Below are 26,477 nucleotides of genomic sequence, written 5' to 3' on the forward strand. Positions count from 1 at the left end.
ATGTAGAGAAGAAGAGCTAATACGGGAACGATTAAGATCAAGCAGGTAATAGCCGAAGGGGGACATGAGGCATGGAGAGCAGCGAGGCGATACGCCCCGAGAAGATGGGACCACTCGTAATGAAGGAGACCTGGAACACTCCGGGAAGCGTGGTTTCCTGGGAACGGTCGGAGAATGTCTATATCTGCCGCGGAGAATGCGCTGGGGTTGTCTTTATCTTTTTGAGCGATGATATGTTCCGGATGAAAGTCTTCCATGGTGAGGTTCCTGACCTGACCACATCGGAGGCGGTGATGAATGAGAGCTGTATCCCGCATCTGTTTCCTGTGGATGAGACGGAGGAGCAGCTGATCTTCACAACGAGCGCCATCCGGCTGATTATCGAGAAATCATCGTTTCTTCTCCGTGTGGAGAATACCTCGGGCAAGGTGATTATGCAGCAGAATCTGACCAGCTGGAACCCGCGCGGCGCAAGCCATGCGGAGTATGATATGCAGCCGGATTCACATTTTTACGGACTGGGTGAGAAGTCGAGCTTCCTCGATAAACGCGGGGAGCGTTATACGAACTGGAATACCGATGTTTTTGCCCCGCATCTGCCGGAGATTGAGGCACTCTACGAATCGATTCCGCTGCTCATTCACATGCACGGCGATCTCTCCTATGGATTATTTCTGGACAATACGGGCCGGAGTGATTTCGACATGCGCTCGCATGGCGTTGCTTTTACCATTGGCTGTTCTACGGGAGAATACGACATTTATTTCATTAACGGGCCCGAGATGAAGGATGTGGTCAAAAGATACACCTCGCTCACCGGCCGGATTGCGCTTCCTCCCAAATGGGCGATCGGCTACCACCAGTCGCGCTACAGTTATATGAACCAGCAGGAGGTGCTGCAGCTGGCACGTACCTTCCGTGAGAAGGATATTCCGTGCGACGTCATTTATCTGGATATCCATTATATGGATGAGTACCGCGTATTCACCTTTGACCCCGTCAACTTCCCGGATCCGCAGAAAATGATCTCAGAGCTCGGGGAGCTGGGTGTGCGGATCGTGCCCATTGTGGATCCCGGAGTCAAAAAAGACCCCAAATACAACGTCTACAAGCAAGGTGTGCTGGAAAAGCATTTCTGCCGCCGTCTGGAGGGCGATATCTTCTTCGGCGAGGTCTGGCCGGGGATCAGCGCATTTCCCGATTTCAGCGACAGCCGGACCGCCGAGTGGTGGGGCGACCTGCACAAGTATTACACGGACCTGGGCATCCAGGGGATCTGGAATGATATGAACGAGCCGGCGGTCTTCAATGAGACCAAGACGATGGACCTCGATGTAATGCATTTTAACAACGGCCGCCCGGTTACCCATGAGGAATACCACAATCTGTACGGGATGATGATGTCCAAAGCCACGTATGAGGGACTTGCCGAGCATATGGGGGGCGAGCGGCCTTTTGTGCTGACCCGGGCCGGTTATGCGGGTATTCAGCGGTATGCAGCCGTATGGACCGGGGATAACCGCAGCTTCTGGGAGCATATGGCGATGGCCATGCCGATGGTGCTCAATATGGGACTGTCGGGACTGGCGTTCTCCGGGCCGGATATCGGCGGGTTCGCCCATCATACGTCTGCACAGCTGCTGGTGCGCTGGACGCAAATGGGCGTGTTTTTCCCATACTGCCGCAATCATTCCTCCATCGGAACGCTGCGTCAGGAGCCCTGGTCCTTCGGGGAAGAAGTGGAGGGGATTCTGCGCGAATTCATCGGACTGAGGTACCGCTGGATGCCGCATTTGTACAATCTGTTTCATGAGGCGGAAATGTGCGGGCTGCCTGTGATCCGTCCGCTTATCCTTGAATATCCGCGTGACCCGCATGTGACCAATCTGTGCGATCAGTTCCTGCTTGGCGAGAATGTGCTGATTGCTCCCGTCTACCGCCCGGATACAGATCACCGCTCGGTCTACCTGCCCGAAGGCTGCTGGATTGACTATTGGGATGGGGAGATTCACGAAGGCGGCCGTCATATTCTTGCTGCTGCACCGCTGCATATTATGCCGATGTATGTGAAGGCGGGCAGCTTCACGGCCGAAGGTCCGCTGAAGCAGTATGCGCTGGAGGACACGGAAGAGACGGTCATCTTCCATCTATACGGGGCGGAAGCTGCCAAAGGATTCTCGGCGGCCTTCAAGCTGTATGAGGATGACGGGCACAGCTTCGGTTACCGAAAAGGTCAATATACGGAGCTTGCTGTGCAAGCTACGGGGACTGAAGGCGGTTTGGTGCTGCAATGGGTATATGGCGTGCATGATTATAAGCCGCGCCGGGAGATGCTGCGGTTTGCGCTCTGTTATCCGTTCTTCACCGTGGCTGCGGTGGACGGCCTTGAGGAGATCACCCTGGAACAGCTGAATGAAGGCAAAGAGGGCTGGGTTTATAACGGCAAGAAGGGTGCGATTATTGTACAGGTAGCGGATGCTGCAGACGGCGGGGAGCTGCGGATTCAGGCGGACAAGTAACTCTTTTAGTTTATAAAGAGCCGGCTTCCCCCTGCTTAGAGGGGAGGACGGTTCTTTGTGCTGCCTGAAAAAAACAGTTTTGCCGGGTACGGATGATGCAAAGGACCGATTAGTTGGATTTTCTCCACCTGCTGGCAGATGAAGGGCTCCCTGATAAACAACAGTTGGAAAAAAAGCACTTAAATTTCTACATGTGAGCCAAGCTAGAAGTAATGGACGAAATTAAGTAGCGTTTATCCACTTCTTTGATGAAAATCACTTAAAATAGCCGAATTAAGTTACATTATTCCACTTAATATTCTATTGATGTCCTTTGTAAGGACTGAACATGAGTTTGCACCTTGGCTGTTACCTTTGCGTGTGGGGCTATCGGGCGAAGGATCAAATTTGAACAAGTTGCTGAAACACTGCTTTGAATTGATTGAAAATTTTAATCCTGCACAAAATACAACATTCCTACCACGAAATCTAGCGGAATCGGAAATTGTTGTAAGGAATGCAGCATTTTCTCTCATTCAAGCGACGTTCGGAGATAATTCTTGCATTTCATACAACATTCCTTTCGGAAGCCTTCGTATTATGGGATCAAGGTTGTAATACATACAACATTTTGGATTTATTTGATCTGACCACCGCCGATTGAGCGGTTGCGTGTTTACAATTAGTCTTAAATACTTAAATACGGCTATCAGAGTTAAGTGCAGCTTATAAGGTGGGGTACAATGATTCTCAAGGTGCCATGGAGTTCTCAAGGTGCTATTGAGTTCCCAAGGTGCTATGGAGTTCCCCATATGCCATTAAGTTTCCTGAATTGCCTGCGAGTCCCGTACAGTGCTGTTGAGGTCCCCGAAAGACATACTGGTTGCACAATAATCCTATTGGCGTTAGGCCGATGCTTGCGGCTGCCAGTTTTGCTGTGCCGATGGTGTGGGATATCTGACAATTGGGTTAATGATTAGCGTAGGAGGTACCAAGGGCTTAGTCCAATGGCGAGGCGAGTCAAATGACTTCAAGCTTCAAGCTTCAAGCTTCAAGCAGCCCGATTGGGTCTGAGGACCCCTCCGGAATGCTGACGGAACTGCGAATGGGGCAGATTTGCAAAAAAATCTGCAGATTTTCTGCAGAAAACGTGCAGAAAAGTTTTTAAATATAGACTTTTTCGTATAAGATGAAGGGATGAAGAAAAAAGTTGCAGTGATAACCACAATGGGATGGCTGTACAGTTACTGCTGCTAGTACAGCTTCATAATATATTTCTCGCAGAGAAGGAAACAGTCTTCCCGCTGGGACGGACTGGCTCTTTCTGTTTGCTTAAAAGAATGGAGATCATCAATGATTAAGCATCTGTATGCAATATGGTTAGGGGACGTATTATTTTGCTTCTCGGGTGAAACTTCTGAGCCGAAGGTGGACGCGTGGACACGTGTGATTAAACGGCTGGAATTTCGGAGCGGCTGGCGTCCTTTTGCGGGTGCTGCGCTGCGGCTGGCGGAAGTGAAGTATCCTGCCGCCGCCGCCGTGGAAGGGAAGACGGCGCGGCGCGGAATGCCGGGGCGCACCCTCGAAGGGCTGGCCCTGTCGCCCAAGGACGCTTTTGAGCTGCTCCTTGCCTGGGATGAACAGGCAAGCCGCGCCCAGGGCATAGAGCCTGGTGGAGAACTGCGCTACTGGTCGGCTGCTGCCCGGTTTGCGCTGGAACTGATGGGCAAAGGCGGGATTGTCCCCGGCGCTCAGCCGCCGCGCAAGGTGGGCTCACGCCGCCGCGGAGGCGAGCAGGCGGCAGCGGTATGCTGGTCGCCGGCTTTCCGGGAAGAGGCGGATAAGGATTTCTTCCTGCAGATGGCGGCTTCCATGCCGGTGCTTGCACTCGGCACTCACGTAGCCGAGGAGGGGGATCTGTCCTCGCGTGAGGAAGCAGGCGGGTACGTGCTCTATTCGTTCCTGCAGGCTGTGATGACGGCGGAGATCAAGAATGTGGTCGCGGCCAACGAGAGTGCGCTGAGTCCATTCAAAGCGAACTACCGCCGCGGCTACTCGCCGCTTACAGAGCTGTGGTGGAACAGTCTGCTGACCGGCAGCCGGGATATCCCTGTTCAGGGAACTCCGGCTGAAGTGACCGAGCTACTGGCTGCCGTGAGTGAGACGGCAGGCAACGAGGTTCCGCATTTCGAGACTGAGGAGGCACGCAGCGGACAGCTCAGCCTGGGCCTGCGGCTGGAGCCGCCTGCAGACGACAGTGAGCTGTGGCGGCTGACGTTCTGGGCGGAGAGCCGGGAGGAAGGTGAATTCTGGATTCCGGCTGAAGCGGTCTGGAGCAGCCGGGAACGGGAATTCACGCTGTGGGGCAAGCGCTACCGCAACATTCAGCAGCAGCTGCTTGCTGCGCTGGGGCGGGCAGCCAAAATCTCGCCGGACATTCAGCGTGCGCTGGCCGAACCGGCGCCGCGCGGGGTAGAGCTGCTTCCGGAGCGGCTGTATTTTTTCCTGAAGGAGAGTGTACAGCAGCTGCGTGAACGGGGAATTACGGTGCAGATGCCTTCACGCTGGAGCCGCGAAGGACGGCGGCGGATCGGGATGAGAATGAAGATGCAGCCGCCGCCAGGCGGAGTGGACGGCCCTGTACAAGCAGCGCTAGGCATGGAGGAGCTGATCTCCTTCCGCATCGAGGCCTCCCTGGGCGATTCGGAGATCAGCGAGGATGAACTGAATGCTCTGGTTGAAGCCGGAGTGCCATTTGTACGTTTCCGGGGCGAATGGATCGAAGTGGACCCGAAGGAGGTCCGTCAGGTCCTGAGATATATGAAGCGCAACGAGAGCGGAGAGATGACGGCAGCAGACTGGATGCGCCTGGAAGCCGAGGATGGCGAAGAACGGCTATGGAAGGGCATGTCGGTCACGGGCATGGAGACCTCCGGTTTGCTGGCCTCCCTTATGCATGGCGATGTGCTGCGCGGGCTACCCATGCGTCCGGTGCCGGATGATCTGAATGGTACCCTGCGGCCTTATCAGGAGCGGGGATATCAATGGCTTACGGCGCTTAGCGGCCTTGGCTTCGGGGTCTGTCTGGCCGATGATATGGGGCTTGGCAAAACCGTGCAGGTGATCACCTGCCTGCTGGACCGTGCGCTGAATGCGCCGCCGGGAGAGAAGCAGGAGCCTGTGCTTATTCTCTGCCCGACCTCACTGCTGGGGAACTGGCAGCGGGAACTGCAGCGGTTTGCACCTTCGCTTAGTGTGCATATCCATCATGGCGGCCGGCGGGTACGCGGAGAAGGATTCACCGAGCTTGCCGCCAGCCATGAGATTGTACTGACTACGTATCATCTGGCAGGCCGGGACAGTGAGGATCTAGCCGGGGTGCGCTGGTCAACCGTTGTGCTGGATGAGGCGCAGTATATTAAGAACCACCGCACCAAACAGGCGCAGAGTGTCATGAAGCTGAACGCGCCGCACCGGATTGCGATGACCGGTACCCCGGTAGAGAACCGGCTCGGCGAGCTGTGGTCGATCTTTCATTTCTTGAATCCGGGGTATCTCGGAACCTATCATTCCTTCCGCCAGCGGTATGTATCCGGCGAAGGCGGGGAACGGCTGCGTGAGCTTCACCGCCTCGTATCGCCATTCCTGCTGCGGCGCCTGAAGAGTGATCCCGATATTTCGAAGGATCTTCCCGAGAAGATCGAGCTGAAGTCGTATTGTCCGCTAACAGAAACGCAGGCAGCCCTGTATCAGGGCGTTGTGGATGAGATGCTCGGCGTAATCGGTGAGCGGTCGGGCATGGCCCGGCGGGGGCTGGTGCTGTCCTCGCTGACCAAGCTGAAGCAGATCTGTGATCATCCGCAGCTGTTCCGCAAGGATGACGGTCGGAGCCTGCGCAGTGAGCCTTCCGGCAAAATGGATGTGATGTTCGAGGTGCTGGACAGCATCTCCGAGCTTGGGGAGTCCGCACTGATCTTCACGCAGTATGTGGCGATGGGCGAGCTGCTCGTCAGCCGGCTGGCCAGAAGATACGGGCAGACACCGCTCTTCCTGCATGGCGGTATTCCGAAGCGTGAGCGCGACGAGATGGTGCATGCTTTTCAGGAGGGGGAAGGTCCTGCATTCTTCGTCCTGTCCCTCAAAGCCGGGGGCGTAGGCCTCAATCTGACCAGGGCCAATCATGTGCTGCATTATGACCGCTGGTGGAACCCGGCAGTGGAGAACCAGGCTACGGACCGGGCATTCCGGATCGGGCAGCACAAGAATGTTCAGGTGCATAAGCTGATCTGCCAGGGAACGCTGGAGGAACGGATCGATGAACTGATTGAGCGTAAAAAAAGTCTGTCCGAGCAGGTAGTCGGCTCCGGCGAGAATTGGTTGACCGAAATGTCCAACCATGAGCTGAAGGAGCTGATCGAGCTGCAAGGACAGGACTGGATGTAAATGATAGCTGTATTGCAGAAAGAGGGGGACATCCATGAGTGAACTGCTGGAGTTGAAGCTGGAGGTGCTGCCGGGAAAGATCAAAGCCACCGGGAGCCTGGGAACCGCTGCTGCGGAAGGTGCAGGCAGACGGAACGGCAAATCCGGCGCAGTTGCAGAGGAACAAGCGCAGCGCGCGGTCTTCACTTTGCATATTCCGGAATGGACGGCCGCCCGGAAGAATGAGGTGCTGCTACAGCTCTCTGCGCATCCGGGTGAATTGTATGAGCTGCTCCAGGGCAGCCTGGAAGGCGGACTTGCTGCTCTTGAGGTGCTGCCTGCTGATGCTGAGCTCGAACAGGCGGCCAATGAACAGGGCACAGGCTTGCTGCCCGCCGGGGAGCTGCGGCTTCGGGTGAAGCAGCAGCTGGCGAAGGAGCCGCTGCTGGCTTTTGCCCTGCGCGGCCTGTCCAAGGAGGAGCTGCTCTCCGGGGTGTTTGCTCTCTGGGCGGAGCAGGAGAATGAGCGGGTTACCGAAGAAGGGATGCCTGCACCTGTAACGCTTGCGTCCGAGCTGGCCCGGCTGGAACGTAAAGGTCCGGCAGTGTCCTCGGGAGAATGGCTGGCCGAGGCGGCTGCGGAGGGCTCGCTTCATCAGCCGGGGCCGCTGTTTCATGAGATCTCTGCCCGGCCATTTCCGGCTATGCCTGATGTCATTGAACCGGAAGAGGACTGGAGCGCGCTGCTGCCGCAGACGCCCAAGGCCCGGGAAGGACTTGCCCTGCTGATGCGCCGGGTATCAGAAGCCGCCGCCAAACGTGCGGCTCGCTTGAATAAATTGTAAGCGGACAACGCAAATCAAGGCAGTACTTTAACATCCTAGCTGTTAAAGTACTGCCTTGATTGTATACAAATATACTTATACTAAGGGTTCATTACTGCTGCCTTCCGCTTCTGACAGTTCGAGGATCTCCCGGCGCAGGCGGAGCATCTTCTGATCCAGTTCATCAGCGGCACGCGCAGCCTCCTTCAATTCCTCAGCCACATGCGGCGGCAGCTGTTTGTCAAATTTATAGTAGAGAATATGCTCCATGCTGGCCCAGAAATCCATAGCGAGTGTGCGGAGCTGAATTTCGGCTTTGACCCAGCGGGTTCCTTCCAGCAGCACAAGGGGGATGGCGACGATAAGATGCAGACTCTGATAGCCGTTAGGCTTCGGATGGGCGATGTAATCCTTAATTTCCAGTACACGGATGTCCTCGCGCGCGCACAGGTGATCCACCAGCCGGTAAATATCCTTCACAAAAGCACAGACGATCCGCATACCTGCAATATCGTGAATGTGCTGCTCCATATTTTCCAGCGTGAAATCATGGCCTTTGCGTTCCATCTTCTGTACAATGCTCTTCGGTTCCTTAATGCGTGACTTCACATGCTCGATGGGGCTGAAGCCGTCGCGTACCTGCCATTCTGTACGGATGACATCAATTTTATTCTCAAGCTCATTCAGAGCATGTCGGTAAAGCGCCGGCAAAGCTTTGAAATTCTCAACCTGCTTGGCAAAATCTTCGTGTACCTGCCACTTCTGCATATCCTTCACATGGACCTGCAACTTGTGTAGTGTAACCTGTGTACTATCGTATTCTTCCACTGAAACTCTCCCGGTATTCGTTATTTGTGACTGTAGACCATGAACGGATGACTACGGCGTTCGCATAAAATGCGCTGCAGTTTATGTGATTCTATTTTAACCGAAGTACAGCCCCGGAAGCAAAACAAAGCCGGATGAAGCAGAAGAGAAACATTCTTCCCGCAGCAGCGTATTAGCTCACAATAGGCCTATCTGTCAGACGGGACGGGGCTTTACGATCCAGATTAGGGCGGCAGAGCCGTGTCTACTTGTTAGTCGGAGAACCGCCGCCGTAACCTTCATCCTGGTAGCCGGTATTTCCGAGCCTCTGCAGAACATTCATTTTATCAATGAGCCGGCGCGTTTCGTCTGTGCCGTGGTCATGCAAATACTGGAACAGATGAATGGTGGCATCGTCAAACTGCTCAGCAGCATCATCATGATCGGCTGATTTATAGGGGACAAAAGCACGCCGGAAGGCATAGTCGTCCTCACCGGCCAGACCTTTCAGAAGATCCTGGAGCACGGTAAGCTCTTCATCCGAGAGCAGAACCTCAAATTCGTTCGAGTCGTTACGCACATCCTGAATCAGGCCATGATTCACGGATACGAAATATCGTTTATGGTTATCGTCAGGCAATGTTATCCCTCCATTATTCGATAATGTTCGTCATGTAGTATTTAACACCTGACGACAAATAATGAATCTGTCAGGGACTTTTGGTATGATAGAGTCACGTTTCCACTGCTATACGGAGCGATAAGGATGTATAGGGTTATTTTGCGGCTGCGAATCAGCCTATTCTCACTCTGGAGAAGGAGGAACTACAATGAATTTTCTGCAACGCATTAAAGACGGTGCCAGCCGGGTGAGTGAAAAAGCGCAAAGCTCGGTGGAAGTAGGCAAGCTGAACGGGCAAATTTCTGATATCGAACATGAGATGCAACTTGAATTTTTGAAAATGGGAAAGCTTTTCTACGAAGGATATCGTTCCAGAGATATGTCGGTGGCAGAGGGGCAGATGATCGAGCTGGCGCGCGGCTGTAACAAGCTTCAGGAGCAGATTGAGGGTGTGCGCTCAAGAATTGCCGAACTGAAGAATGAACGGCTCTGTGCCTGCGGCCAGATCGTAGCACTGGATGCCAACTTCTGCCCGCACTGCGGACGCAAGCTTGAGGAGCTGCCACTGCGCAAGGAACCGGTGCTGCGCAAGGACCCGGCGCCTACCGTTACGGTACATACCGTACATGAGCACGAAGATGAGGAAGATCAATACTACGGTGAGGAAGAATTGACAGAAGCGGAGCGGGAACTCGCTAAGAGACCTGAACAACCTGTCCAGTACGCCGAAGCCTTGCCGGAAATTGAAGTTGAACCGGAGCCTGAAGAGTATGAACGGGTTCTTCCGGATACAGAACGGGGCCGCCGTGAGGCCGATGAACTGGAGCGTGAACGTGAGCGCCAGCTGGAGCTGGACCGCCGGATCCGCGACTGGAAAGCCAGTGAGCCTGCAGAAGAGACTGCCGTCAGCGAATCGGGTACACGGGATATTGTGAAATGCCAGATTTGCCGCGCCGATCTGCCGAAAGGCTCAATGTGGTGCCCGCGCTGCGGGTCGGAGCAAATTTAGACAGGGTTAGACAGACAGCTTAGGGGGACAACATAGATGGAACAGTTGCTGCTGCATCTGCGCAATTTGGGTTTCACAGAGATGGAATCCAAAATTATGGTTGAGCTGGCCACCAAGGGCCAGGCTTCGGGCTACGAAGTGGCAAAGCAGCTAGGAGTATCAAGATCGAATGTATACGCGGCGCTTCAGCGCCTGACGCAACAAGGCTACGTACGCTGCGGGGAAGGGGAGCCGGCCCGCTACAGCGTGCTGGACCCTGAAGAGCTGGCGACGATGATATCCGGCCGGGTACAGGCATCGCTGGCGTATATGGAAAGTGAAATGCCGCGCGGAGGCCCGGTCAGCCCTTCATTCTATAACGTGGAAGGTGACCGCAACGTAACGGGAGCGCTGATCCGCCAGCTGAATCTCGCGGCTCAGGAGATCGTGGTCGATGTATGGCGGGAGGAAGCCTCGCTGCTGCGCAGCGAGCTGGAGCAGGCAGAGCTGCGCGGAGTGAAGCTGCTGTGGGCTTTTGACGGCGGCAACGCGGCCTCTGCGCCATACCCGATATGGCCGCCGCTGGACGGTAAGCCACAGCGCAGCGGGGGGCGGAAGTTTTCTTTTGTCATCGACCGTTCCTGGTGTATGCTCGGCATGCGTTATGAGGACGGAACCGCGCAGGCGGTGGTTACCGAGCATCCGGTGCTCGTGGAGCTGCTGCTGAATCATTTTACACAGGAAATGGTATTGTTCGAGCTTGAAGAAGATATGGGGCCTGAGCTGCAGAAGCGGTACGGGGAACGCTATGGCCGGATTTACAGTAAATATGTACTGCATGACCAGGATGAAGCCGGGGAAGAACAGGCGGAGTAGCTCCTGGGATGCAGAGGGTACTAAGCTAGGGAGGTGACAAGCGTGGAGTGTATTGTTCATTTTGATGTGCAGCATTCGGAAGGCGTGAAGCCGTTACGCGGATTGCTGTTTTTGGACGAAGGGAAGACCCCGGGAGAGCAGGATCTAATCGGCATGTTTAAGGACATGAATTTTAATGTCCGGCTTGAGGACCGGGAGAAGTTAGTGTTCAAACCTGTGGCACCTGGAGAGAAGTATTCAGAGATTCGGATTACGAGCTTTGACAACGGCAAAAAGAACAGTAAGCAGGATAACGAGCTGAAGTCGATTGTCGGTAACCTGCTGCCCCAGAAACCTACGGGTCTGTAGCAGACGAAGCAGGGTCCATTTGAGGATAGAGGAGGAGCACGGATGGAGTTATTGAGACAAAAGGTCATTAACGAAGGTATTGTTCTCGGCCCTGGTGTGCTCAAGGTTGATTCTTTTCTGAATCACCAGATGGACCCTTTCCTGATGCGTGAAGTAGGGCGCGAGTTTACCCGCCGTTTCGCCGGGGAAGGAATCACCAAGGTGCTGACCATCGAATCCTCGGGGATTGCCCCCGGCATTATGACGGCGCTGGAGCTTGAGGTCCCGATGATTTTTGCCCGCAAGCAGAAGTCGCTGACGCTGACGGAAGATATTTATGTGGAGAAGGTCTACTCCTTCACGAAGAAGGAAACCAATGAAATTACCGTCTCCCGAAAGTTCATCGCACCCGGTGAGCGCGTGCTGATCGTCGATGATTTCCTGGCGAATGGTGAAGCGGCCTTCGGGCTGGCGCGGATTGTTGAACAGGCGGGCGGCAGTGTTGCCGGGATTGGGATTGTGATCGAAAAAGCTTTCCAGCCCGGCAACCGGCTGCTGAAGGAAGCCGGCTACCGCGTGGAGTCGCTGGTGCGGATCGCTTCGCTGGATGACGGCGTTGTTGGCTTCGTGGAAGAGTAGGAGAACTGCCGGGTGGACTTTTGCGGCAGACGTAAATAACAGGCAGGCCCCCGGAGGTTATCCGTGGGCCTGCCTGTTTGTGTTTGAAGGCGGGCATAGTTAGTGCGGCTGAGGGGAGTGCTGGGTTGTAGCCTTAGAGAGCAGGGACGAAGCTCACGGCTAACGCCTTCAGTGTGTGGCCAGTCATACGCCTCCAGTGCTTCGGTCAGGCGCTGGTTTGGCCTGCTGAGTAATGCGGGAGAGGAGCTGAGACGAATCTGCTGGACTGAAGCTGAAGGGATGAGCGAGCTAGTTTGTGAGTAACATGGGGCATAAGCGGGCGGAAGAGTGAGTTGAGGGGAGCAAGGGGTGATGGAGTTACGGCGGGCCGAAGTGTGAATTGATGGGAGCAAGGGATGATGGGATTACGGGGAGATTGGGAGTGTGCATTGTAGAAGCTAGTGTGAGTAATGCAGATGTTGTGCGGGAGCGGGAGGGTATGTGCGAGCTGGTTTGTGAGTAACTGGATTCAGGCGGGGGATAGGAATGTGCAATATACTACGCGGACTGAAATGCGCTTATTTGGGAAATTTGGCGTGTTTTTGCTGCCAGCGGACTCCAGTGCGCTTATTTGTTCATTTGGTGCATCAGATCAATCAATTTGTGGGGCATAGCGGAATCTCAGTCTGCAAGTCAACTAAAAACCCCTTGCCGGAGAGATTAAGGTCCTCTCAGTCCGCAAGGGGTACATAGTGGCTAGATCGCCGGAACGTCGTTGGTGGAAGCAGGCTCAACCGGCTGCCCGTGCTCGGCCAACCGGCCGTGCCTCCCGCCGTCCACGCCCCGGCTCCCTAGCCGCCGCTGCCCGCGCCCCGCCTAGCCGCTCGCGTGGCACGGCCCGGCCGCGCCCTGCGCGCCGGCCGCCGCCAGCGGCGAGAGCACGCGCAGCGCCCCGGCTCGCAGCGCACGGCCAGCGGCGCGGTGCCGAGGCCCTCACCGTCGCCGATGGCATGGCGCGGCTGCGCGAAGTGGACGGCTACGCTGCGTCCGCGCAGCATGGTGACGTAGGGCAGCGCAACGTGCTTGCCCTTCACCACCGTCGGGAACAGCCGCAGCAACTGCCCGCGGCTGATCCCGTGGACGACGCAGACGTCGAGCAGGCCGTCGCCTGACTCCGCCTGCGGGCAGATCAGCAGCCCGCCGCCGTAGCTGGGCAGATTGCAGACCGAGACCAGCCACGCCCGGTCGAAGGTCTGCTCCCTGCCGTCGCAGGTCACGCTGACCCGGCAGGACTTGAAGGTAATCAGCGTATGCAGAATGCCGATGATATAAGCCAGGCGGCCGGCGCCGATGGCATTGCACAGCCGTTTGTAGCGGCTGTTGTTCACATTGACGGCTACCTGGGCATCGAAGCCGCTGGCTACGGCGGTCAGGGTGAGCCCGTCCGCGCCCGAGAGCAGATCAGCTTCGAGACAGCGGTCCTGCAGCGCGTTATCCAGCGCTGCCTCCGGAGTGAGCGGGATGCCGAAGCCCCGCGCGGTGTCGTTGCCGGAGCCGGCGGGGATTACGCCGAGCGGCACCCCTCTGCGCCGCAGTGCGCCCAGCACGCTGTGGATCGTGCCGTCGCCGCCGATAACGATGGCGGCGCGCCAGTCCTCGCGGCGTGCAAGGGCGTGCAGCACCTGATTCTCCGCGCTGTCTGCGCTTTGCGTGAACAGTGCTTCATGCGCAATGGCGCGTGCCTTGAGCATGGCTTCAACGGTATGCCAAGTCCGCAGCCCCGCTCCGCCGCCCGAGCGGGAATTTATGATCAATAAATACATGGTTGTTCCCCCAGCCTGTAAAGATTCCTGTAAGTCCTGATTCCATTGTACGGAGAGGACAGGCAAAAGGGAATCTTTTTTACCGGTTACAGCTGCCGCAGCTGACTCTCGGCAATTGCTCCTGCCCAGGGCAGCTTATACCATCTTCCGCCCAGTGCGTGGTAGATCATCAGCAGCCATACGGCGAAGCCCAGCAGGGAGAGAAGGGCGGCCACGACAGGACCGAGAAAAGGGATGAAGCCGCTCAGTACATGGGCTACCATCAGCACCCCGAAGGTAATCAGGGATTGCAGCGAGTGGAACAGGACGAACCGGCTGCGCTTCTCCAGCGCGAGGAACACAATGGCACCAATGAACGGGAAGAAGTAACACAAGGCGGCGGCAATATTATCGGGCAATCCGGTGGAAGATCTGAAAGGGGACAAAGGGCTCACTCTCCTTGGTTTGAAGAAGAAAGGCACGGATAATCAACCTTCCTCCCTACAAGCCTATGAAGAATCACGTTAAAGTATGAACTGCACAGGGGATATGTCCAATATTTTCTGCAGCATTGGTTAGACTAATATCAGGTTCCCGAAGCTGGCGGAAGACATACTATATATTTTAGCCACAGGGGGCCGGACGCGTTGCTGAGGTCAGGTCAGGAGTAGCGGTTGTAGCGGAAAATGAGGAGCTTACTTAGCGTGGAAGCTAAAGAAGTATAAAAAATTTCCATTCGCATATTTTACAAGGAAAGGTGGAACTTGGACTGGAATATGATACAATATAACGATAAGGCCCGAAAGGAGTGATTCAGCAAGTGGCTCTTCGGGTAACTAAAGTGTCAAGGTGTCTTTACTCTGAGACATCCTTACTCTCAGCCCAAATCACGACGAACCTGCTTCACCGGCAAGGCGGATTTCCGGAATACCGGAAGGATGGTCAAGGCGGATAATGCAAGCCACGTATGTGTAATGGTTTCTTAACTTGCATTTCAAGGTTACGGCGGACTTTTCATCATGCATTCTCTACAACGGAGCATTCATTTTCAATGTTTTGGGAGGGAACTGATCATGGCAAGTAAAGGTCATAACGAAGTCAAGGAAAGTCTACGGGAAATGACACGCATTTTCCGGCCCAAAGATCCCAAGAAATTTGTGAAGGAGTACGTCCGGAAGTATCGGATCACGGGAGGCTATGAAGAAGAGCTGACCATGGTTGTGGAGCATGAACTGGTAAGAATGAATTCGTCCGTTTCTTAAACAACAGATAGAATTGTTCTGCTTCTGCTTCTGCTTTTTGATGACAACATTTTGCGCTATAACATCCATGAGGATTCTCATAAACCGTGCCCGGGCAGCCTGCTGCCGCTGGAATCGGTTTTTTTTGTCTGCCCGGTTTACCGGATACAGGTCTCTATAATTAGTCAAATGAATTAATAGACACAAATACATATGAATACGCTTTAAAAGTAGTTTAACAGTTTTCACCTTATTTTGAAAGCGCTTTTAAAATCAGTAAGGACAAGCTTTTTTCTTTTTCAAAATGATTATGTGAAATTGTTGTGAACGATTGACAAAACAGTGGGGCGAACTTATATTAATAGTGATTGTTATAATTGACAGGAAAATACTCTAATCTACGAATTCGGGAAAAGCGGGGTAGATCAATGATGAAAACGTGGCAGGCTGGAAAGCGGCTTCTTCCCATGACCGCAGCGCTTGGACTCATTCTTGCCGGATGCGGGCGGGAAGACTTGTCGGTACTCAGACCGCAGGGACCCGCAGCGGAAAGCTCGTTTGCACTTATGAAGCTGTCGATCTCAATCATGATCGTGGTGCTTTTGGTCGTCTTCTCCATTGCGGCTTATGTATGGATCCGTTTCCGCCGGAAACCGGATCAGAACGAGATTCCCAAGCAGGTGGAAGGCAGCTTCAGGCTCGAAGTGCTGTGGACGGTCATCCCGCTTATTCTCGTAGTTGTGCTGGCGGTTCCTACAGTGAAGGCGGTGTTCGCTGCCGGCAATGATCATTCGGATGATAAGGATGCCATTAAGGTCAAAGTGACCGGCCATCAATACTGGTGGGAGTTTGAATATACGGATTACGGGGTGACAACAGCACAGGATCTGGTGATTCCCGCCGGCAAGGATATCGCTTTTGAGCTAAGCACCAAGGATGTCCTGCACTCCTTCTGGGTACCTTCGCTCTCCGGCAAAATGGACACCAACCCCGACGGAACGGTCAACCGCTTCAGCTTCAGTGCGCCGAATGAAGGCGTTTACCGCGGCAAATGTGCGGAGCTGTGCGGGCCTTCCCACGGCTTCATGGAGTTTAAGGTAAAGTCAGTCAGTAGTACGGCCTTTGAGGAGTGGTTAGCTTCGATGAAGGCTCCTGATTCCGTGTTGCCGGATGATCCGGCGCTCGCGGAGACCTTCAAATCCCAGTGCCTGACCTGCCATGCGACTGGAAGTATGCAGGATCTTTCCCAGGCTCCCAATCTGACCGGAATCGGCTCCCGCGAATCGGTGGCCGGCATTCTGCTTAATGACGACACTCGCGTGGACGGGGCACCGGTAGAAGAGAATCTGAAGACGTGGCTGCATGATCCCCAGAGCGTGAAGCCGGGCAACAAGATGCCGGATCCCAAGGACCTGGGCTTAAGCGATGAAGAAATTGACGGAATTGCCGAGTTTCTGGCCGGTTACACGCTGGACTGAAGCCGGATAGCCTATAGCCCGAAGCGGAAGCAGCATATTTGAAAAAGGGGGTACGTACCTTGGCCGAAGCAGCGCAATCCTTGCATCCCTCCCAGCCCTTGAAGCATGGCCACAGCGTTAAACGGCATACCGGGCTAATGGACTGGATCACCACCGTCGATCATAAGAAGATCGCGATTCTCTACCTGTGGGCTGGAGGCATCTTCTTCGGCATCGGCGGACTGGAAGCGATTCTGATCCGTATTCAGCTGATCAAGCCGATGAATACCTTTCTGGATGCCCAGACCTTCAATGAACTGATTACCATGCATGGCACGACGATGATCTTTCTTGGCGTGATGCCTGTCATCTTCGCACTGATGAATGCAGTCATACCGCTGCAGATTGGTGCACGTGACGTAGCCTTTCCTTTTCTCAATGCGCTCGGATTCTGGACCTTCCTGTTCGGCGGAATTCTGCTCAACCTCAGCTGGGTAATGGGCGGTGCGCCTGATGCGGGCTGGACCGCATATACCCCGCTCTCCAGCACGGGCTACAGCCCCACGCACGGGGTGGACTTTTATACCATCGGACTGCAGATTGCAGGCCTTGGCACACTGATTGGCGGCATTAACTTCCTGGCCACCATCATCACGATGCGCGCACCGGGGATGTCCTTCATGCGGATGCCGATGTTCGCCTGGACCACTTTTATTACTTCAGCCATTATTCTATTCGCTTTCCCTGCTATTACTGTAGGCCTTGTCCTGCTTACTTTCGACCGGATACTGGAAGCCAACTTCTTCAATGTTGCCGGAGGCGGCAATCCGGTGCTGTGGCAGCATATCTTCTGGATCTTCGGCCATCCCGAAGTATACATTCTGATTCTTCCGGCCTTCGGCGTCATCTCTGAGGTTATTCCGACCTTCTCGCGCAAGCGGCTGTTCGGGTATAGCTCCATGGTGTTCGCAACGATTCTGATCGCCTTCCTGGGCTTCATGGTCTGGGCGCATCATATGTTCACCACCGGCCTCGGTCCGGTAGCGAATGCGTTGTTCTCAGTCTCCACCATGCTGATCGCCGTTCCGACCGGGATCAAGATCTTCAACTGGCTGTTCACCATGTGGGGCGGACAGGTACGCTTCACCACCCCTAATCTGTTCGCAGCCGGCTTCATCCCAACCTTCACCATGGGCGGGGTAACGGGGGTCATGCTGGCCTCTGCGCCTGCGGACTTCCAGTTCCACGATACTTACTTCGTAGTGGCGCATTTCCACTATGTTATTGTCGGCGGTCTGGTGCTCGGGCTGTTTGCCGGACTGCATTACTGGTGGCCGAAGATGTTCGGGCGGATGCTCAGTGAGACGTTAGGCAAGTGGACCTTCTGGACGTTCATTATCGGCTTCCACCTGACGTTCTTCGTGCAGCATTTCCTGGGACTGATGGGCATGCAGCGCCGTGTATTCACCTATTTGCCGAATCAGCAGTTTGATCTGCTTAACCTGGTCAGCACTATTGGTGCGATGCTGATGGGGGTCGGCATGCTGATCTTCCTCACGAATATCTTCCTGACCTCGAGACGGCCGGCTGATGCAGCCGACGATCCGTGGGAAGACGGCCGGACACTCGAATGGACGATCCCTTCACCGCCGCCGGAATATAACTTCAAGCAGACGCCGCTGGTGCGGGGCCTGGATGCCTTCTGGAAGGAAAAAATGGCCGGACACAAGGGGATGACCCCGTCCGAACCGGTGGGCTCGATTCATATGCCTTCAGCAACGATCCTGCCGTTCCTGATGTCGGTCGGTATTTTCATAGCGGGACTGGGCTTCATGTTCAGCCGTGATGAGTTCAGCAGCAGTATAATGAGCTTTCTGTTCAATAACTATATCGTTACGGCACTGGGACTGCTTATTACCTTCGGTTCCATGCTGATGCGGTCGCTGTTCGATGATCCGGGCTGGCATATTGAACCCGAAGAGCTGGAAGGAAGGTGAGCGGATATGACTACAGCACATGCTGAAGCAGCGAATGGGACTCTCCCGCATGAACCGGAAAAAGCAACACTCGAAGGGCGCAACAAGGTGCTGGCCTTCTGGCTGTTCCTTGGTGGGGAAGCGGTGCTCTTCGGCACCCTCTTCGCAACCTTCCTGGCGCTGCGCAATCAGACCAATGAAGGCCCGTCTGCGAATGAGCTGTTTCATCTTCCGCTGGTCGCGGCGGCAACCTTTCTCCTGCTGGTCAGCAGTCTGACCAGTGTCTTCGCGATCCAGGCGATGCACCGGGGCCGCGTCACCATGCTGCGGAACTGGCTGCTGGTCACGGTACTGCTCGGACTATGCTTCCTGGTTCTGGAGATTTACGAATTCAGCGTATACATCAGGCATGAGGAATTCGGAATGACCACCAGTGCATTCAGCTCGGCTTTTTATACCCTGGTCGGCTTTCACGGTGCCCATGTGGCCTTCGGTATCCTGTGGATATCAGTACTGATTGGCCAGTTACTGCATAAGGGGCTGACGGTGGTAACCGCACCGAAGATTTATGTGTCGGCGATGTACTGGCATTTCATTGATGTGGTGTGGGTCTTTATCTTCACGGTAGTATACCTCCTTGGAAAGGTGGGATGAAGCCATGGCGACGAAGCAGCATTCTCCGGACTCTCCGGTGAAGCACCGGCACCGCCCGGAAGGACCGCAGCGGCATATTGTTGTCTTTGTCTTCTCCATTGTCCTGACGCTGATCGCCTTTGCCGCAGTGGCCGCCGGAGGGGTGAATGCCACCTTTGCCGTTATTCTGCTGCTGGTGATGGCTGTGCTGCAGGTGATCCTGCAGATGGGCTTCTGGATGCATCTGAAGGACAAAGGGCATATGATGCCGATTATCTTCATGCTGGGCGGATTTTTTATCGCGGGCACTTGCATTATAATGTCGCTCTACTGGGTATGGTGGGATTAATACTGTACGGGGGGAGGGCTTGCCATGATGCCGGGATTACAATACTTCAGCTTTACTGAACTGTGGAGTCCGCTGTTTCTGGCCCTGATGCTCCTGCTGACCGCCGGATATTTTGTGCTGATCGGTCCGCTGGCCTCCCGGTTTGAAGGCAGTACTGCAGTCCCCTTCTGGCGGAGGGGGCTGTTCTTATGCGGAATGCTGGCCCTCTATCTGGCGCAGGGCGGTCCTGTCAGTCTGCTGGGGCATATCCTTTTTTCGTTCCATATGGTCAGTATGGCCTTGTCTTATCTTGTCGCAGTTCCGCTGATTATGCTGGGGATTCCTGACTGGTGCTGGCATGCGCTGCTCCGGGTGAATCCGCTGCGCGGCCTTGCTTTTCTGGCTAAGCCCATCGTTGCCGCACTGCTCTTCAACGGATTATTCTCGCTCTACCATATCCCGGCGATTCATGATTATGTCATGCTGCATTTCGCGGTTCATCGCCTGTATTATGCCGTATTATTCCTGACTTCAGGGCTCATGTGGTGGAATCTGATTAATCCCCTGCCGGAATACCGGGCGCTGGGCGGCCTAGGTCAGGTGGGGTTCATCTTTCTGAACATGGTCCTGCTGACACCGGCCTGCGGGCTGATTATTTTTGCCGGTTCTCCCCTGTATGCTACGTATAGTGACCCCAATACCTGGGCGATGGCCATGGGCTACTGTGTACCGCAGAGTCCGGCTGCTTTGCTGCAGGCTTTTGGCGGTCCCGGCTTCTTCGGATCTCTGTCCCCCAAGGTAGATCAGCAGGTCGGCGGCATCGTGATGAAGTTCATTCAGGAATTTATTTTTGCCTCGATGCTTGCTTATGTGTTCTATCATTGGTATAAAAAAGAGAACGGACAAGAGGACACGGAGTTGTCCGCGCCTGCCTCTGAACTTGCGGAGGAGGGTCTGAACTATAAGGGCTGGTAAGTGCCGAGGGGGATAATCATGGATATTTTCACATTGTTTCCAACGATCAGTACATCGTTCATCGTCATTAGCGCGGTGCTGGTGGCTATCGGCTGGAGACAAATCATTCAGGGCAAACGCGAAGCGCACAAGAAAACAATGATTGCAGCTGCTGTGGCGGCAATTCTCTTTTTCCTGGTGTACTCGTCAAGAACGATATTCGTGGGGAATACGACCTGGGGCGGACCGGATGATCTGTCGACGCTGTACCATGTCTTCCTGATCTTCCACATTGTGCTGGCTACCGTAGCTGCTGTATTCGGCATCACTACGCTGACGCTGGGCTTCAAGGCCAAGTATGCCAAACACCGCAAGTGGGGAAGAGTGACGGCTATGATCTGGTTTGTCACCGCTATTACGGGTGTTGCCGTTTATGTGCTGCTGTACATCTTCTATCCGGGCGGACATACGCTGCCGGTCTGGAAAGTCATTATGGGCGGTTAGCTGTAATTGAAGACAAGCCTGTACATCTGCTGTTCCGCTTATGCGGGGCGGGTGTATAGGCTTTTTGTTTGTGGTGCAGGAGTGGGGAGCGGGGGCTCAGAACTGCACGCTGAACCCCTTAAACCTATGTATCCCCGTTCCAAAATGATCCAGCTCCTGTTCCTGCAGATATTGGGCCGCCCGCCCGGCTTCCCGGAGAATCTCCGGATCGAGCCCCAGTGTATTATGCGAGCCGTACACTTTGCGGATGCCGTTAATTTGTGCAATCCTTGCCAGTGAACGCACCAGGCCGGCAGGACTTGTCGAAGGATAGAACGCATAGACTGGCGTTGTGTCGTAGAGCAGATCACCGGTGAACAGGAATCCCCGGCTGTCGTCCCCGAAGCATAAATGGCCCGGTGAGTGCCCGGGAGTATGATACACGGTTATTATCCGTCCTCCGCCCAGATCAAACAGATCTCCATCCCTGAGCAGCCCCGCCGGTTCCCCCTGATAAGGAGTATAGGCCGCCGGATCGAATCCCTCCGGAACCTTGCGCGTAATGTCCCTGCCGATATCCCGCCGGATCTGCTCCAGAGTCAAACCCTGAATACCGTGGACCAGCCAGTCCCGGTCACCTTCATGTACATAGATCCGTTCGAATTGCCCATGGCTGCCGATATGGTCGGTATGCACATGAGTGGTAAGCACATCAACCGGGAGATTCGTCAGCTGGCCGGTTATGCTGCGGATATTGCCGATGCCTAGCCCCGTATCAATCAGCGCCGCCCGGTCTTCCCCGATTAGCAGGAAGGAATGTACCTGCTCCCAATGCCCGTATTCGCTGATGGCGAAGGTGGTTTCATCTATAGACTCTACAGTAAACCAAGGATCATCCAATCTATGCAGATCCAACTATACGCACCTCCAATATATAAACATCCAATACATTAACCACAATGCTCCAATTCCCCTATCGGATTTGAATTCCACACCATGCCTTGTGCGATATTTCCCGGTGATCCGTTAATTATGCTGAGTTCTTACTGATCCGCAGGAAGCAGGTGCATGTGCGGCAGCGGGCCCATATTATTCCATAATAGCACAGTGAACCGGGAAGGCGTGTTTCCGGGCTCTATAATAATGCGCCCAATTACTTTTGTTGAAAACCCTTGACACTGGAAAATACAGGTCATATACTGTGTATATAGATATATACAGTAAGCACAGAGAGAAGCACACTGAACTGTGTGAATCTGCTGCCGACTGCCGATGATGAAATCACAAAGCGAGGTTAACGGTTATGACAACATTAAAGAATGCATGGTTCATCGTGCGCAGCGATTTCCGCGGTGACAGGCTGAAGCTGCTGTGGGCACTGCTGTTCGCCGTCGTATTCATGGGGTATATGGCCGCACTGGCCGGAATGGTATTGGATGATGCGATGGACCGGGGCGAGGGGAGGCTGCTGAGCGATGTTTTGCTGGTCACTATTATTTCTATGCTGGGCATTACCTTCTCCCGGAGAAATATGAAGTATTTGGCGGAGGATACCTATACCCGAATGCTGGCTTATATGCGGTCCCTGCCGGTACCTGCTGAGGTCATTCTCTGCAAAAGAAAACTGAATACGCTGTTTGCCTTTATCCTGAACAGCACACTGTACTTTGGTTTAATCTATACGATCGGCGCCAATATACGCAGCGAACTGCCGGTCACCGCGTATCTCGCATTTGCCCTTACCTGGATTGGATGCGGTCTGGTTATTGCCGGAATATACATTTTTATCGAGTTCTCGTTCAGCGGCAAAGCATATTTCCTGATTATGATCATCGTCATATTTCTGTCCATGGGTATTGCTGGACTGGTCTATCTGGCCGGAGGGAATCTGCTGATTGCAAGTGTGGCTGTCTCCAAGGAGTGGGGGCTGTTGTCTCCTCTGATGTGGGGTTCGCTGCTGCTCGGCATTGTATCGGTGCAGCTGTTCTCCAGGTGGACGATTCACCGGCTGAAGAGCCGTGATCTCGTATGAAACGGGGCAAAGTGTTAGTCCGGCATGCCGGAGCGTGGAAGGCAGGTGCGTATCATGTGGATACCCATACAAATTAATGAGAACAGTGCAGAGCCGCTGTATCATCAGATCGAAACCCAGCTGAAATCGCTGATTATCTCTGGCACGATCACGGAGGGCACCCTGCTTCCTTCCATCCGTGAATTTGCGGGTGACCTGAAGTGCAGTGTGATCACCGTCCGGCGGGTCTATCAGGATCTGGAGAATGAAGGGCTGCTGCGCACAAGACAGGGAACGGGCACCTTCGTCTCCCATGTAGGAGACGGAACCATGGCAGGCTATAAGCAGGACGCCATCCGCAAAGCGCTGGAGAGTGCAGTGGATGTGGGGCTGTCCGTACATTGCAGTGAAGATGAGCTGACACAGCTGTTCAAGGAAATTGTGCAGGACAAATACGGGAAACAGAAATGAAGGACGGGGATCTCATGGTACAGCAAGCCATAGAACTACGGAATGTGTGCAAGAAGCGGAGGGGCAAGACGGTAGGGCCGCTGAATGTTAATCTGCCGCAGGGATACATTACTGCGCTGGTGGGCCAGAACGGCTCCGGCAAAAGCACGCTGCTGCACATGCTGCTGCAGCTGACTTTTCCAGAGGAAGGCGAGATCCGCTGGTTTGAGGAAGCCTATCGTGACGGGCTGCCGCTGCAGCTCCGCCAGACTATCGCTTATGTACCGGAGATCTCGCAGAATGAAGAGAATCTCTGGACAGCCAGCGAGGCTGCCGGATTCCGCCGACACTGGTATCCTGCCTGGGACCAAGGCTATTACGAGGAGCTGCTCCTGAAGCTGGAGGTGCCGGAGAATGCCAGGCTGGGCAAGATGTCCAAGGGTGAACGCCGCAAATTCGAGATTGCCGCGGCCCTGGCTGCGAAGCCCCGGCTGCTGCTGCTGGATGAGCCGTCTTCCGGCCTTGACCCTTTTGCCTGGAAGATTATGATTGAGACTCTCCAGAGGTATATGGATGAGCATGAGGCTACCATCGTGATCTCGACCCACATTGTGGAAGAGGTACGGCGGCTGGCGGATTACATTGTCCTGATGCATCAGGGGCAGCTGCTGGGAATGGCCGAGAAGGACAGCTTGTTCGGCTCCTGGAGTGAAATATGGGTTCAGGCAGAAGGCGGACAGGCGCTGGAGGAACTGGCAGCAGAGCTGCCGCAGGCGCTGGAGCTTAAGCTGGAGACGCCGGGAGTGGCTTCATTTTTGACCCAGCAAATCTATCAATATGAGAAACGCATTCATGATTTGGGCGTAAAGGTTATCAAGAGCCGCAGCCTGGAGCTTGATGAAATCCTAAGCTTATGGAGCCGGGGACATCGTCCGGTTCTGATTGACCAGAAGAGAGGGGAATAAGGAATGGAAGCTTTGCATTTGGAACAGGTAGTGAAGCAGTACGGTGATAAGACAGCAGTCAACGGAATCAGTCTGAAGGTAGAACAAGGCGAAATTTACGGTCTGCTGGGTGCAAACGGCGCCGGCAAAACGACGACTATGCGCATGGTGCTGGGTCTGATCTATCCAGATGAAGGCCGGATTCTTTATAACGGCAAGCCGTATAGTACGGAGCTTCAGCATCTGATGGGTTATCTTCCAGAGGAGCGGGGGCTCTACCCGAAGGTCAAAGTAAGCGATCAGATTATCTATCTGGCCCGGCTTCGCGGCATGCCGGCAAGTGAGGCGGATAAGAGCCTGCGTTACTGGCTGGACCGGTTCGACGTTCCGGAATACTACAATAAGAAGATTGAAGAATTGTCCAAGGGCAATCAGCAGAAGATGGGCTTCGTTGCTGCCGTTGTCCATAAGCCGAAGATTCTGATTCTGGATGAAGCCTTCAGCGGCCTCGATCCGGTGAATGTGGAGCTGCTGAAGGATACAGTCAGAGAGATGCGGGATCAGGGCACGAGTATTCTTTTCTCCACCCACCGGATGGAGCATGTGGAGGAGTTATGCCGCAATATTACGATTCTCGACCGCTCGAACACCGTAGTTCAGGGGGATATCCGTGAGATCAAGAAGGGGTATCCGCGGGAAGCAGTCGTCCTGCGTACAGCGGGGGAAGTGAACGGGCTTGCGGAGATTGCCGGAGTTACTGCAGTGGAGCGCCAGGAACGCGGATATCTGCTGTCCATCAGCGAGATTGGCGCAGCGCAGCGCATTCTGCAGCTGGCCATGGCCCAGGGCGAGGTAGAGCATTTCGAGATTAAGGAACCGACGCTAAACCAAATCTTTATCAGAGCGGTGGGTGAATCTAATGAATAAGATGGGGAGCATTATCAACTTCACATTCAAGAACAAGGTAAGAACCAAGTCCTTCATGATTACAACATTAATTCTGGTGCTCCTGCTGAGTATCGGGATGAATGTTCCTTATCTGATCAAGGTGTTTAAGGGAGAAGACGGTGCTAAGGAAGCTACGCAAATCGGAGTGGTTGCCGAGCAGGGCTTCCGGCCTGCCGAACTGCTTCTGGCGTACACACCACCGGCTGATACGGATGCTCAAGTCGAATTCACAGCTTATACCTCCGCAGATGATGCTGCGCTGAAGCAAGGGCTGGAGGACGAGAAGATTGAGGGTTATCTCACCTTTGCTCCAGAGGGCAGTGAGGGGGTACCGCCGGTAACGTATCACAGCAAAGACGGGGATATCAGCGACAAAGTGCAGAGTTATCTTCAAACTGCTTTGCAGCAGGTGAATACCGGACTTATTGTCGGCGATAAGCTGACGGAGAGCCAGGTAGCAGCGATATTCGCTCCAGTTTCAATTGGTACAGAGCAGCTGAATGCAGATGCAGCAGCCTCGGGTTCAGAAGAAGGGGATGCCAAGCCGGTCATTAACTATGTTGTCGTCTACGTCCTGCTGATGCTATTCTTCATGTCGGTGATGATGACCGGCAACATGATCGCCGCTGAGATTACCTCGGAGAAAAGCTCGCGTATCATGGAGATTCTGATCACCAGCGCATCACCATTAACACAGATGTTCGGCAAGGTCATCGGGATCTTCCTCGTCGGCCTGCTGCAGATCGCGATTATATCTGCCAGCATTGCTGTCAACCTGATGCTGCCGCACAATTCCGGCATCCTATCTGATTTCAACCTGGATCTGGGACAGCTGAATGCCAGCATTCTGGTGTATGGATTTATCCTGTATATCCTGGGTTACTTCCTGTACGCTCTGATGTATGCAGCTGTCGGTTCGATTGTCAGCCGGACAGAGGATCTGGGACAGGCAGTTATGCCTGTGATGATGGTGGGCTTCGTCAGCTTCTACCTGCCGCTGTTCAGCATCTCGAACCCGGATACCCTGCTGGTTAAGGTAGCGAGCTTCGTTCCATTCACCTCTTCACTCAGCTTGCTGCTGCGGATCGGCGTTGGCCATGTGGCCTTCTGGGAGATCATGGTCTCGCTGGCAATCCTGCTGGCAACAACCTTCGTCTTCGGCTGGCTCGCCGCCAAGATCTACCGCACCGGCGTCCTGATGTACGGCAAGCGTCCTAGCATCAAGGAGATTAGAAAAGCGATGAAGGCTTATAAGATCTAAGGAGTGGG

24 protein-coding genes are annotated in these 26,477 nt (G+C 54.4%); 19 read left to right on the top strand and 5 right to left on the bottom strand.

From position 1 onward, the window contains the following. Nucleotides 1–71 precede the first annotated feature (71 nt). From NSU01_RS02640 to NSU01_RS02650, 3 genes are all read left to right on the top strand, one after another. Nucleotides 72–2,519: a TIM-barrel domain-containing protein gene (locus NSU01_RS02640; RefSeq protein ID WP_042133203.1), complete on the top strand. Its 2,448-nt coding sequence runs from the start codon at nt 72–74 to the stop codon at nt 2,517–2,519. Between the two features lie 1,332 nt (nt 2,520–3,851). Beyond that, on the top strand, nt 3,852–6,941 hold the full coding sequence (locus NSU01_RS02645) for a DEAD/DEAH box helicase (RefSeq protein WP_042133205.1): 3,090 nt from the start codon (nt 3,852–3,854) through the stop codon (nt 6,939–6,941). Nucleotides 6,942–6,975: 34 nt separating this feature from the next. Beyond that, on the top strand, nt 6,976–7,764 hold the full coding sequence (locus NSU01_RS02650) for a hypothetical protein (RefSeq protein ID WP_052421645.1): 789 nt from the start codon (nt 6,976–6,978) through the stop codon (nt 7,762–7,764). A gap of 75 nt (nt 7,765–7,839) precedes the next feature. On the opposite strand, the gene NSU01_RS02655 is transcribed toward NSU01_RS02650, so the two are convergent. Both NSU01_RS02655 and NSU01_RS02660 read right to left on the bottom strand, forming a co-directional pair. After that, nucleotides 7,840–8,511, bottom strand: a complete 672-nt coding sequence (locus NSU01_RS02655) for a GTP pyrophosphokinase family protein (RefSeq protein ID WP_042140699.1) — start codon at nt 8,509–8,511, stop codon at nt 7,840–7,842. A gap of 304 nt (nt 8,512–8,815) precedes the next feature. Continuing rightward, nucleotides 8,816–9,190, bottom strand: coding sequence for a hypothetical protein (locus NSU01_RS02660; protein WP_076246089.1), 375 nt, complete (start codon nt 9,188–9,190; stop codon nt 8,816–8,818). A 190-nt stretch (nt 9,191–9,380) separates the two neighbouring features. On the opposite strand from NSU01_RS02660, the gene NSU01_RS02665 reads away from it, so the two are divergent. Genes NSU01_RS02665 through NSU01_RS02680 form a run of 4 tightly spaced genes read left to right on the top strand, consistent with a single transcriptional unit; the run spans nt 9,381 to nt 12,002 of the window. Continuing rightward, the gene (locus NSU01_RS02665; RefSeq protein WP_042133207.1) at nt 9,381–10,181 is read left to right on the top strand and encodes a zinc ribbon domain-containing protein; all 801 of its coding nucleotides are present in this window, start codon (nt 9,381–9,383) and stop codon (nt 10,179–10,181) included. A gap of 36 nt (nt 10,182–10,217) precedes the next feature. Further along, nucleotides 10,218–11,036 (top strand): TrmB family transcriptional regulator, encoded by an 819-nt coding sequence (locus tag NSU01_RS02670; protein WP_042133210.1) that lies wholly within the window; start codon nt 10,218–10,220, stop codon nt 11,034–11,036. Nucleotides 11,037–11,078: 42 nt separating this feature from the next. After that, nucleotides 11,079–11,384 (top strand): hypothetical protein, encoded by a 306-nt coding sequence (locus NSU01_RS02675; protein ID WP_042133213.1) that lies wholly within the window; start codon nt 11,079–11,081, stop codon nt 11,382–11,384. Between the two features lie 42 nt (nt 11,385–11,426). Further along, a complete protein-coding gene (locus NSU01_RS02680) occupies nt 11,427–12,002 on the top strand; it encodes a xanthine phosphoribosyltransferase (RefSeq protein WP_042133215.1) in 576 nt (191 codons plus the stop codon). An 830-nt stretch (nt 12,003–12,832) separates the two neighbouring features. Here NSU01_RS02680 and NSU01_RS02685 read toward each other — a convergent pair. Both NSU01_RS02685 and NSU01_RS02690 read right to left on the bottom strand, forming a co-directional pair. Further along, a complete protein-coding gene (locus NSU01_RS02685) occupies nt 12,833–13,804 on the bottom strand; it encodes a diacylglycerol kinase family protein (protein ID WP_339302483.1) in 972 nt (323 codons plus the stop codon). Nucleotides 13,805–13,890: 86 nt separating this feature from the next. After that, complete coding sequence (locus NSU01_RS02690; RefSeq protein ID WP_076246096.1) at nt 13,891–14,229, bottom strand: hypothetical protein; 339 nt, start codon at nt 14,227–14,229, stop codon at nt 13,891–13,893. Nucleotides 14,230–14,856: 627 nt separating this feature from the next. Here NSU01_RS02690 and NSU01_RS02695 point away from each other — a divergent pair. From NSU01_RS02695 to NSU01_RS02725, 7 genes are all read left to right on the top strand, one after another. Next, nucleotides 14,857–15,045, top strand: coding sequence for a hypothetical protein (locus NSU01_RS02695; protein ID WP_019913840.1), 189 nt, complete (start codon nt 14,857–14,859; stop codon nt 15,043–15,045). A gap of 407 nt (nt 15,046–15,452) precedes the next feature. Next, on the top strand, nt 15,453–16,502 hold the full coding sequence (gene coxB / locus NSU01_RS02700; protein WP_042133221.1) for a cytochrome c oxidase subunit II: 1,050 nt from the start codon (nt 15,453–15,455) through the stop codon (nt 16,500–16,502). A 137-nt stretch (nt 16,503–16,639) separates the two neighbouring features. Continuing rightward, complete coding sequence (gene ctaD / locus NSU01_RS02705) at nt 16,640–18,478, top strand: cytochrome c oxidase subunit I (RefSeq protein ID WP_042140700.1); 1,839 nt, start codon at nt 16,640–16,642, stop codon at nt 18,476–18,478. A 6-nt stretch (nt 18,479–18,484) separates the two neighbouring features. Beyond that, complete coding sequence (locus NSU01_RS02710) at nt 18,485–19,111, top strand: cytochrome (ubi)quinol oxidase subunit III (protein ID WP_042232206.1); 627 nt, start codon at nt 18,485–18,487, stop codon at nt 19,109–19,111. A 4-nt stretch (nt 19,112–19,115) separates the two neighbouring features. Continuing rightward, on the top strand, nt 19,116–19,439 hold the full coding sequence (locus NSU01_RS02715) for a cytochrome C oxidase subunit IV family protein (protein WP_039306707.1): 324 nt from the start codon (nt 19,116–19,118) through the stop codon (nt 19,437–19,439). A gap of 27 nt (nt 19,440–19,466) precedes the next feature. After that, nucleotides 19,467–20,393: a cytochrome c oxidase assembly factor CtaG gene (gene ctaG, locus NSU01_RS02720; RefSeq protein ID WP_076246324.1), complete on the top strand. Its 927-nt coding sequence runs from the start codon at nt 19,467–19,469 to the stop codon at nt 20,391–20,393. 18 nt (nt 20,394–20,411) lie between these two features. Continuing rightward, the gene (locus NSU01_RS02725) at nt 20,412–20,876 is read left to right on the top strand and encodes a DUF420 domain-containing protein (RefSeq protein ID WP_042133229.1); all 465 of its coding nucleotides are present in this window, start codon (nt 20,412–20,414) and stop codon (nt 20,874–20,876) included. A 96-nt stretch (nt 20,877–20,972) separates the two neighbouring features. Here NSU01_RS02725 and NSU01_RS02730 read toward each other — a convergent pair whose 3' ends face one another. Then, the gene (locus NSU01_RS02730; protein WP_144026148.1) at nt 20,973–21,764 is read right to left on the bottom strand and encodes an MBL fold metallo-hydrolase; all 792 of its coding nucleotides are present in this window, start codon (nt 21,762–21,764) and stop codon (nt 20,973–20,975) included. A 394-nt stretch (nt 21,765–22,158) separates the two neighbouring features. Here NSU01_RS02730 and NSU01_RS02735 point away from each other — a divergent pair, with 394 nt between their 5' ends. Genes NSU01_RS02735 through NSU01_RS02755 form a run of 5 tightly spaced genes read left to right on the top strand, consistent with a single transcriptional unit; the run spans nt 22,159 to nt 26,469 of the window. Next, a complete protein-coding gene (locus NSU01_RS02735) occupies nt 22,159–22,887 on the top strand; it encodes a hypothetical protein (protein ID WP_042133233.1) in 729 nt (242 codons plus the stop codon). A 54-nt stretch (nt 22,888–22,941) separates the two neighbouring features. Continuing rightward, nucleotides 22,942–23,337: a GntR family transcriptional regulator gene (locus NSU01_RS02740; RefSeq protein WP_039306744.1), complete on the top strand. Its 396-nt coding sequence runs from the start codon at nt 22,942–22,944 to the stop codon at nt 23,335–23,337. A 14-nt stretch (nt 23,338–23,351) separates the two neighbouring features. After that, nucleotides 23,352–24,281, top strand: a complete 930-nt coding sequence (locus tag NSU01_RS02745) for an ABC transporter ATP-binding protein (protein WP_042140701.1) — start codon at nt 23,352–23,354, stop codon at nt 24,279–24,281. 3 nt (nt 24,282–24,284) lie between these two features. After that, entirely contained in the window at nt 24,285–25,187 is a 903-nt protein-coding gene (locus NSU01_RS02750) for an ATP-binding cassette domain-containing protein (RefSeq protein ID WP_039306699.1), read from the top strand. Next, nucleotides 25,180–26,469, top strand: a complete 1,290-nt coding sequence (locus tag NSU01_RS02755) for an ABC transporter permease (RefSeq protein ID WP_042133235.1) — start codon at nt 25,180–25,182, stop codon at nt 26,467–26,469. The genes NSU01_RS02750 and NSU01_RS02755 overlap by 8 nt, the downstream gene beginning before the upstream one ends. Nucleotides 26,470–26,477: the final 8 nt, after the last annotated feature.

Source organism: Paenibacillus sp. FSL H8-0259 (assembly GCF_037963255.1).
Taxonomy (GTDB): domain Bacteria; phylum Bacillota; class Bacilli; order Paenibacillales; family Paenibacillaceae; genus Paenibacillus_AQ; species Paenibacillus_AQ phytohabitans.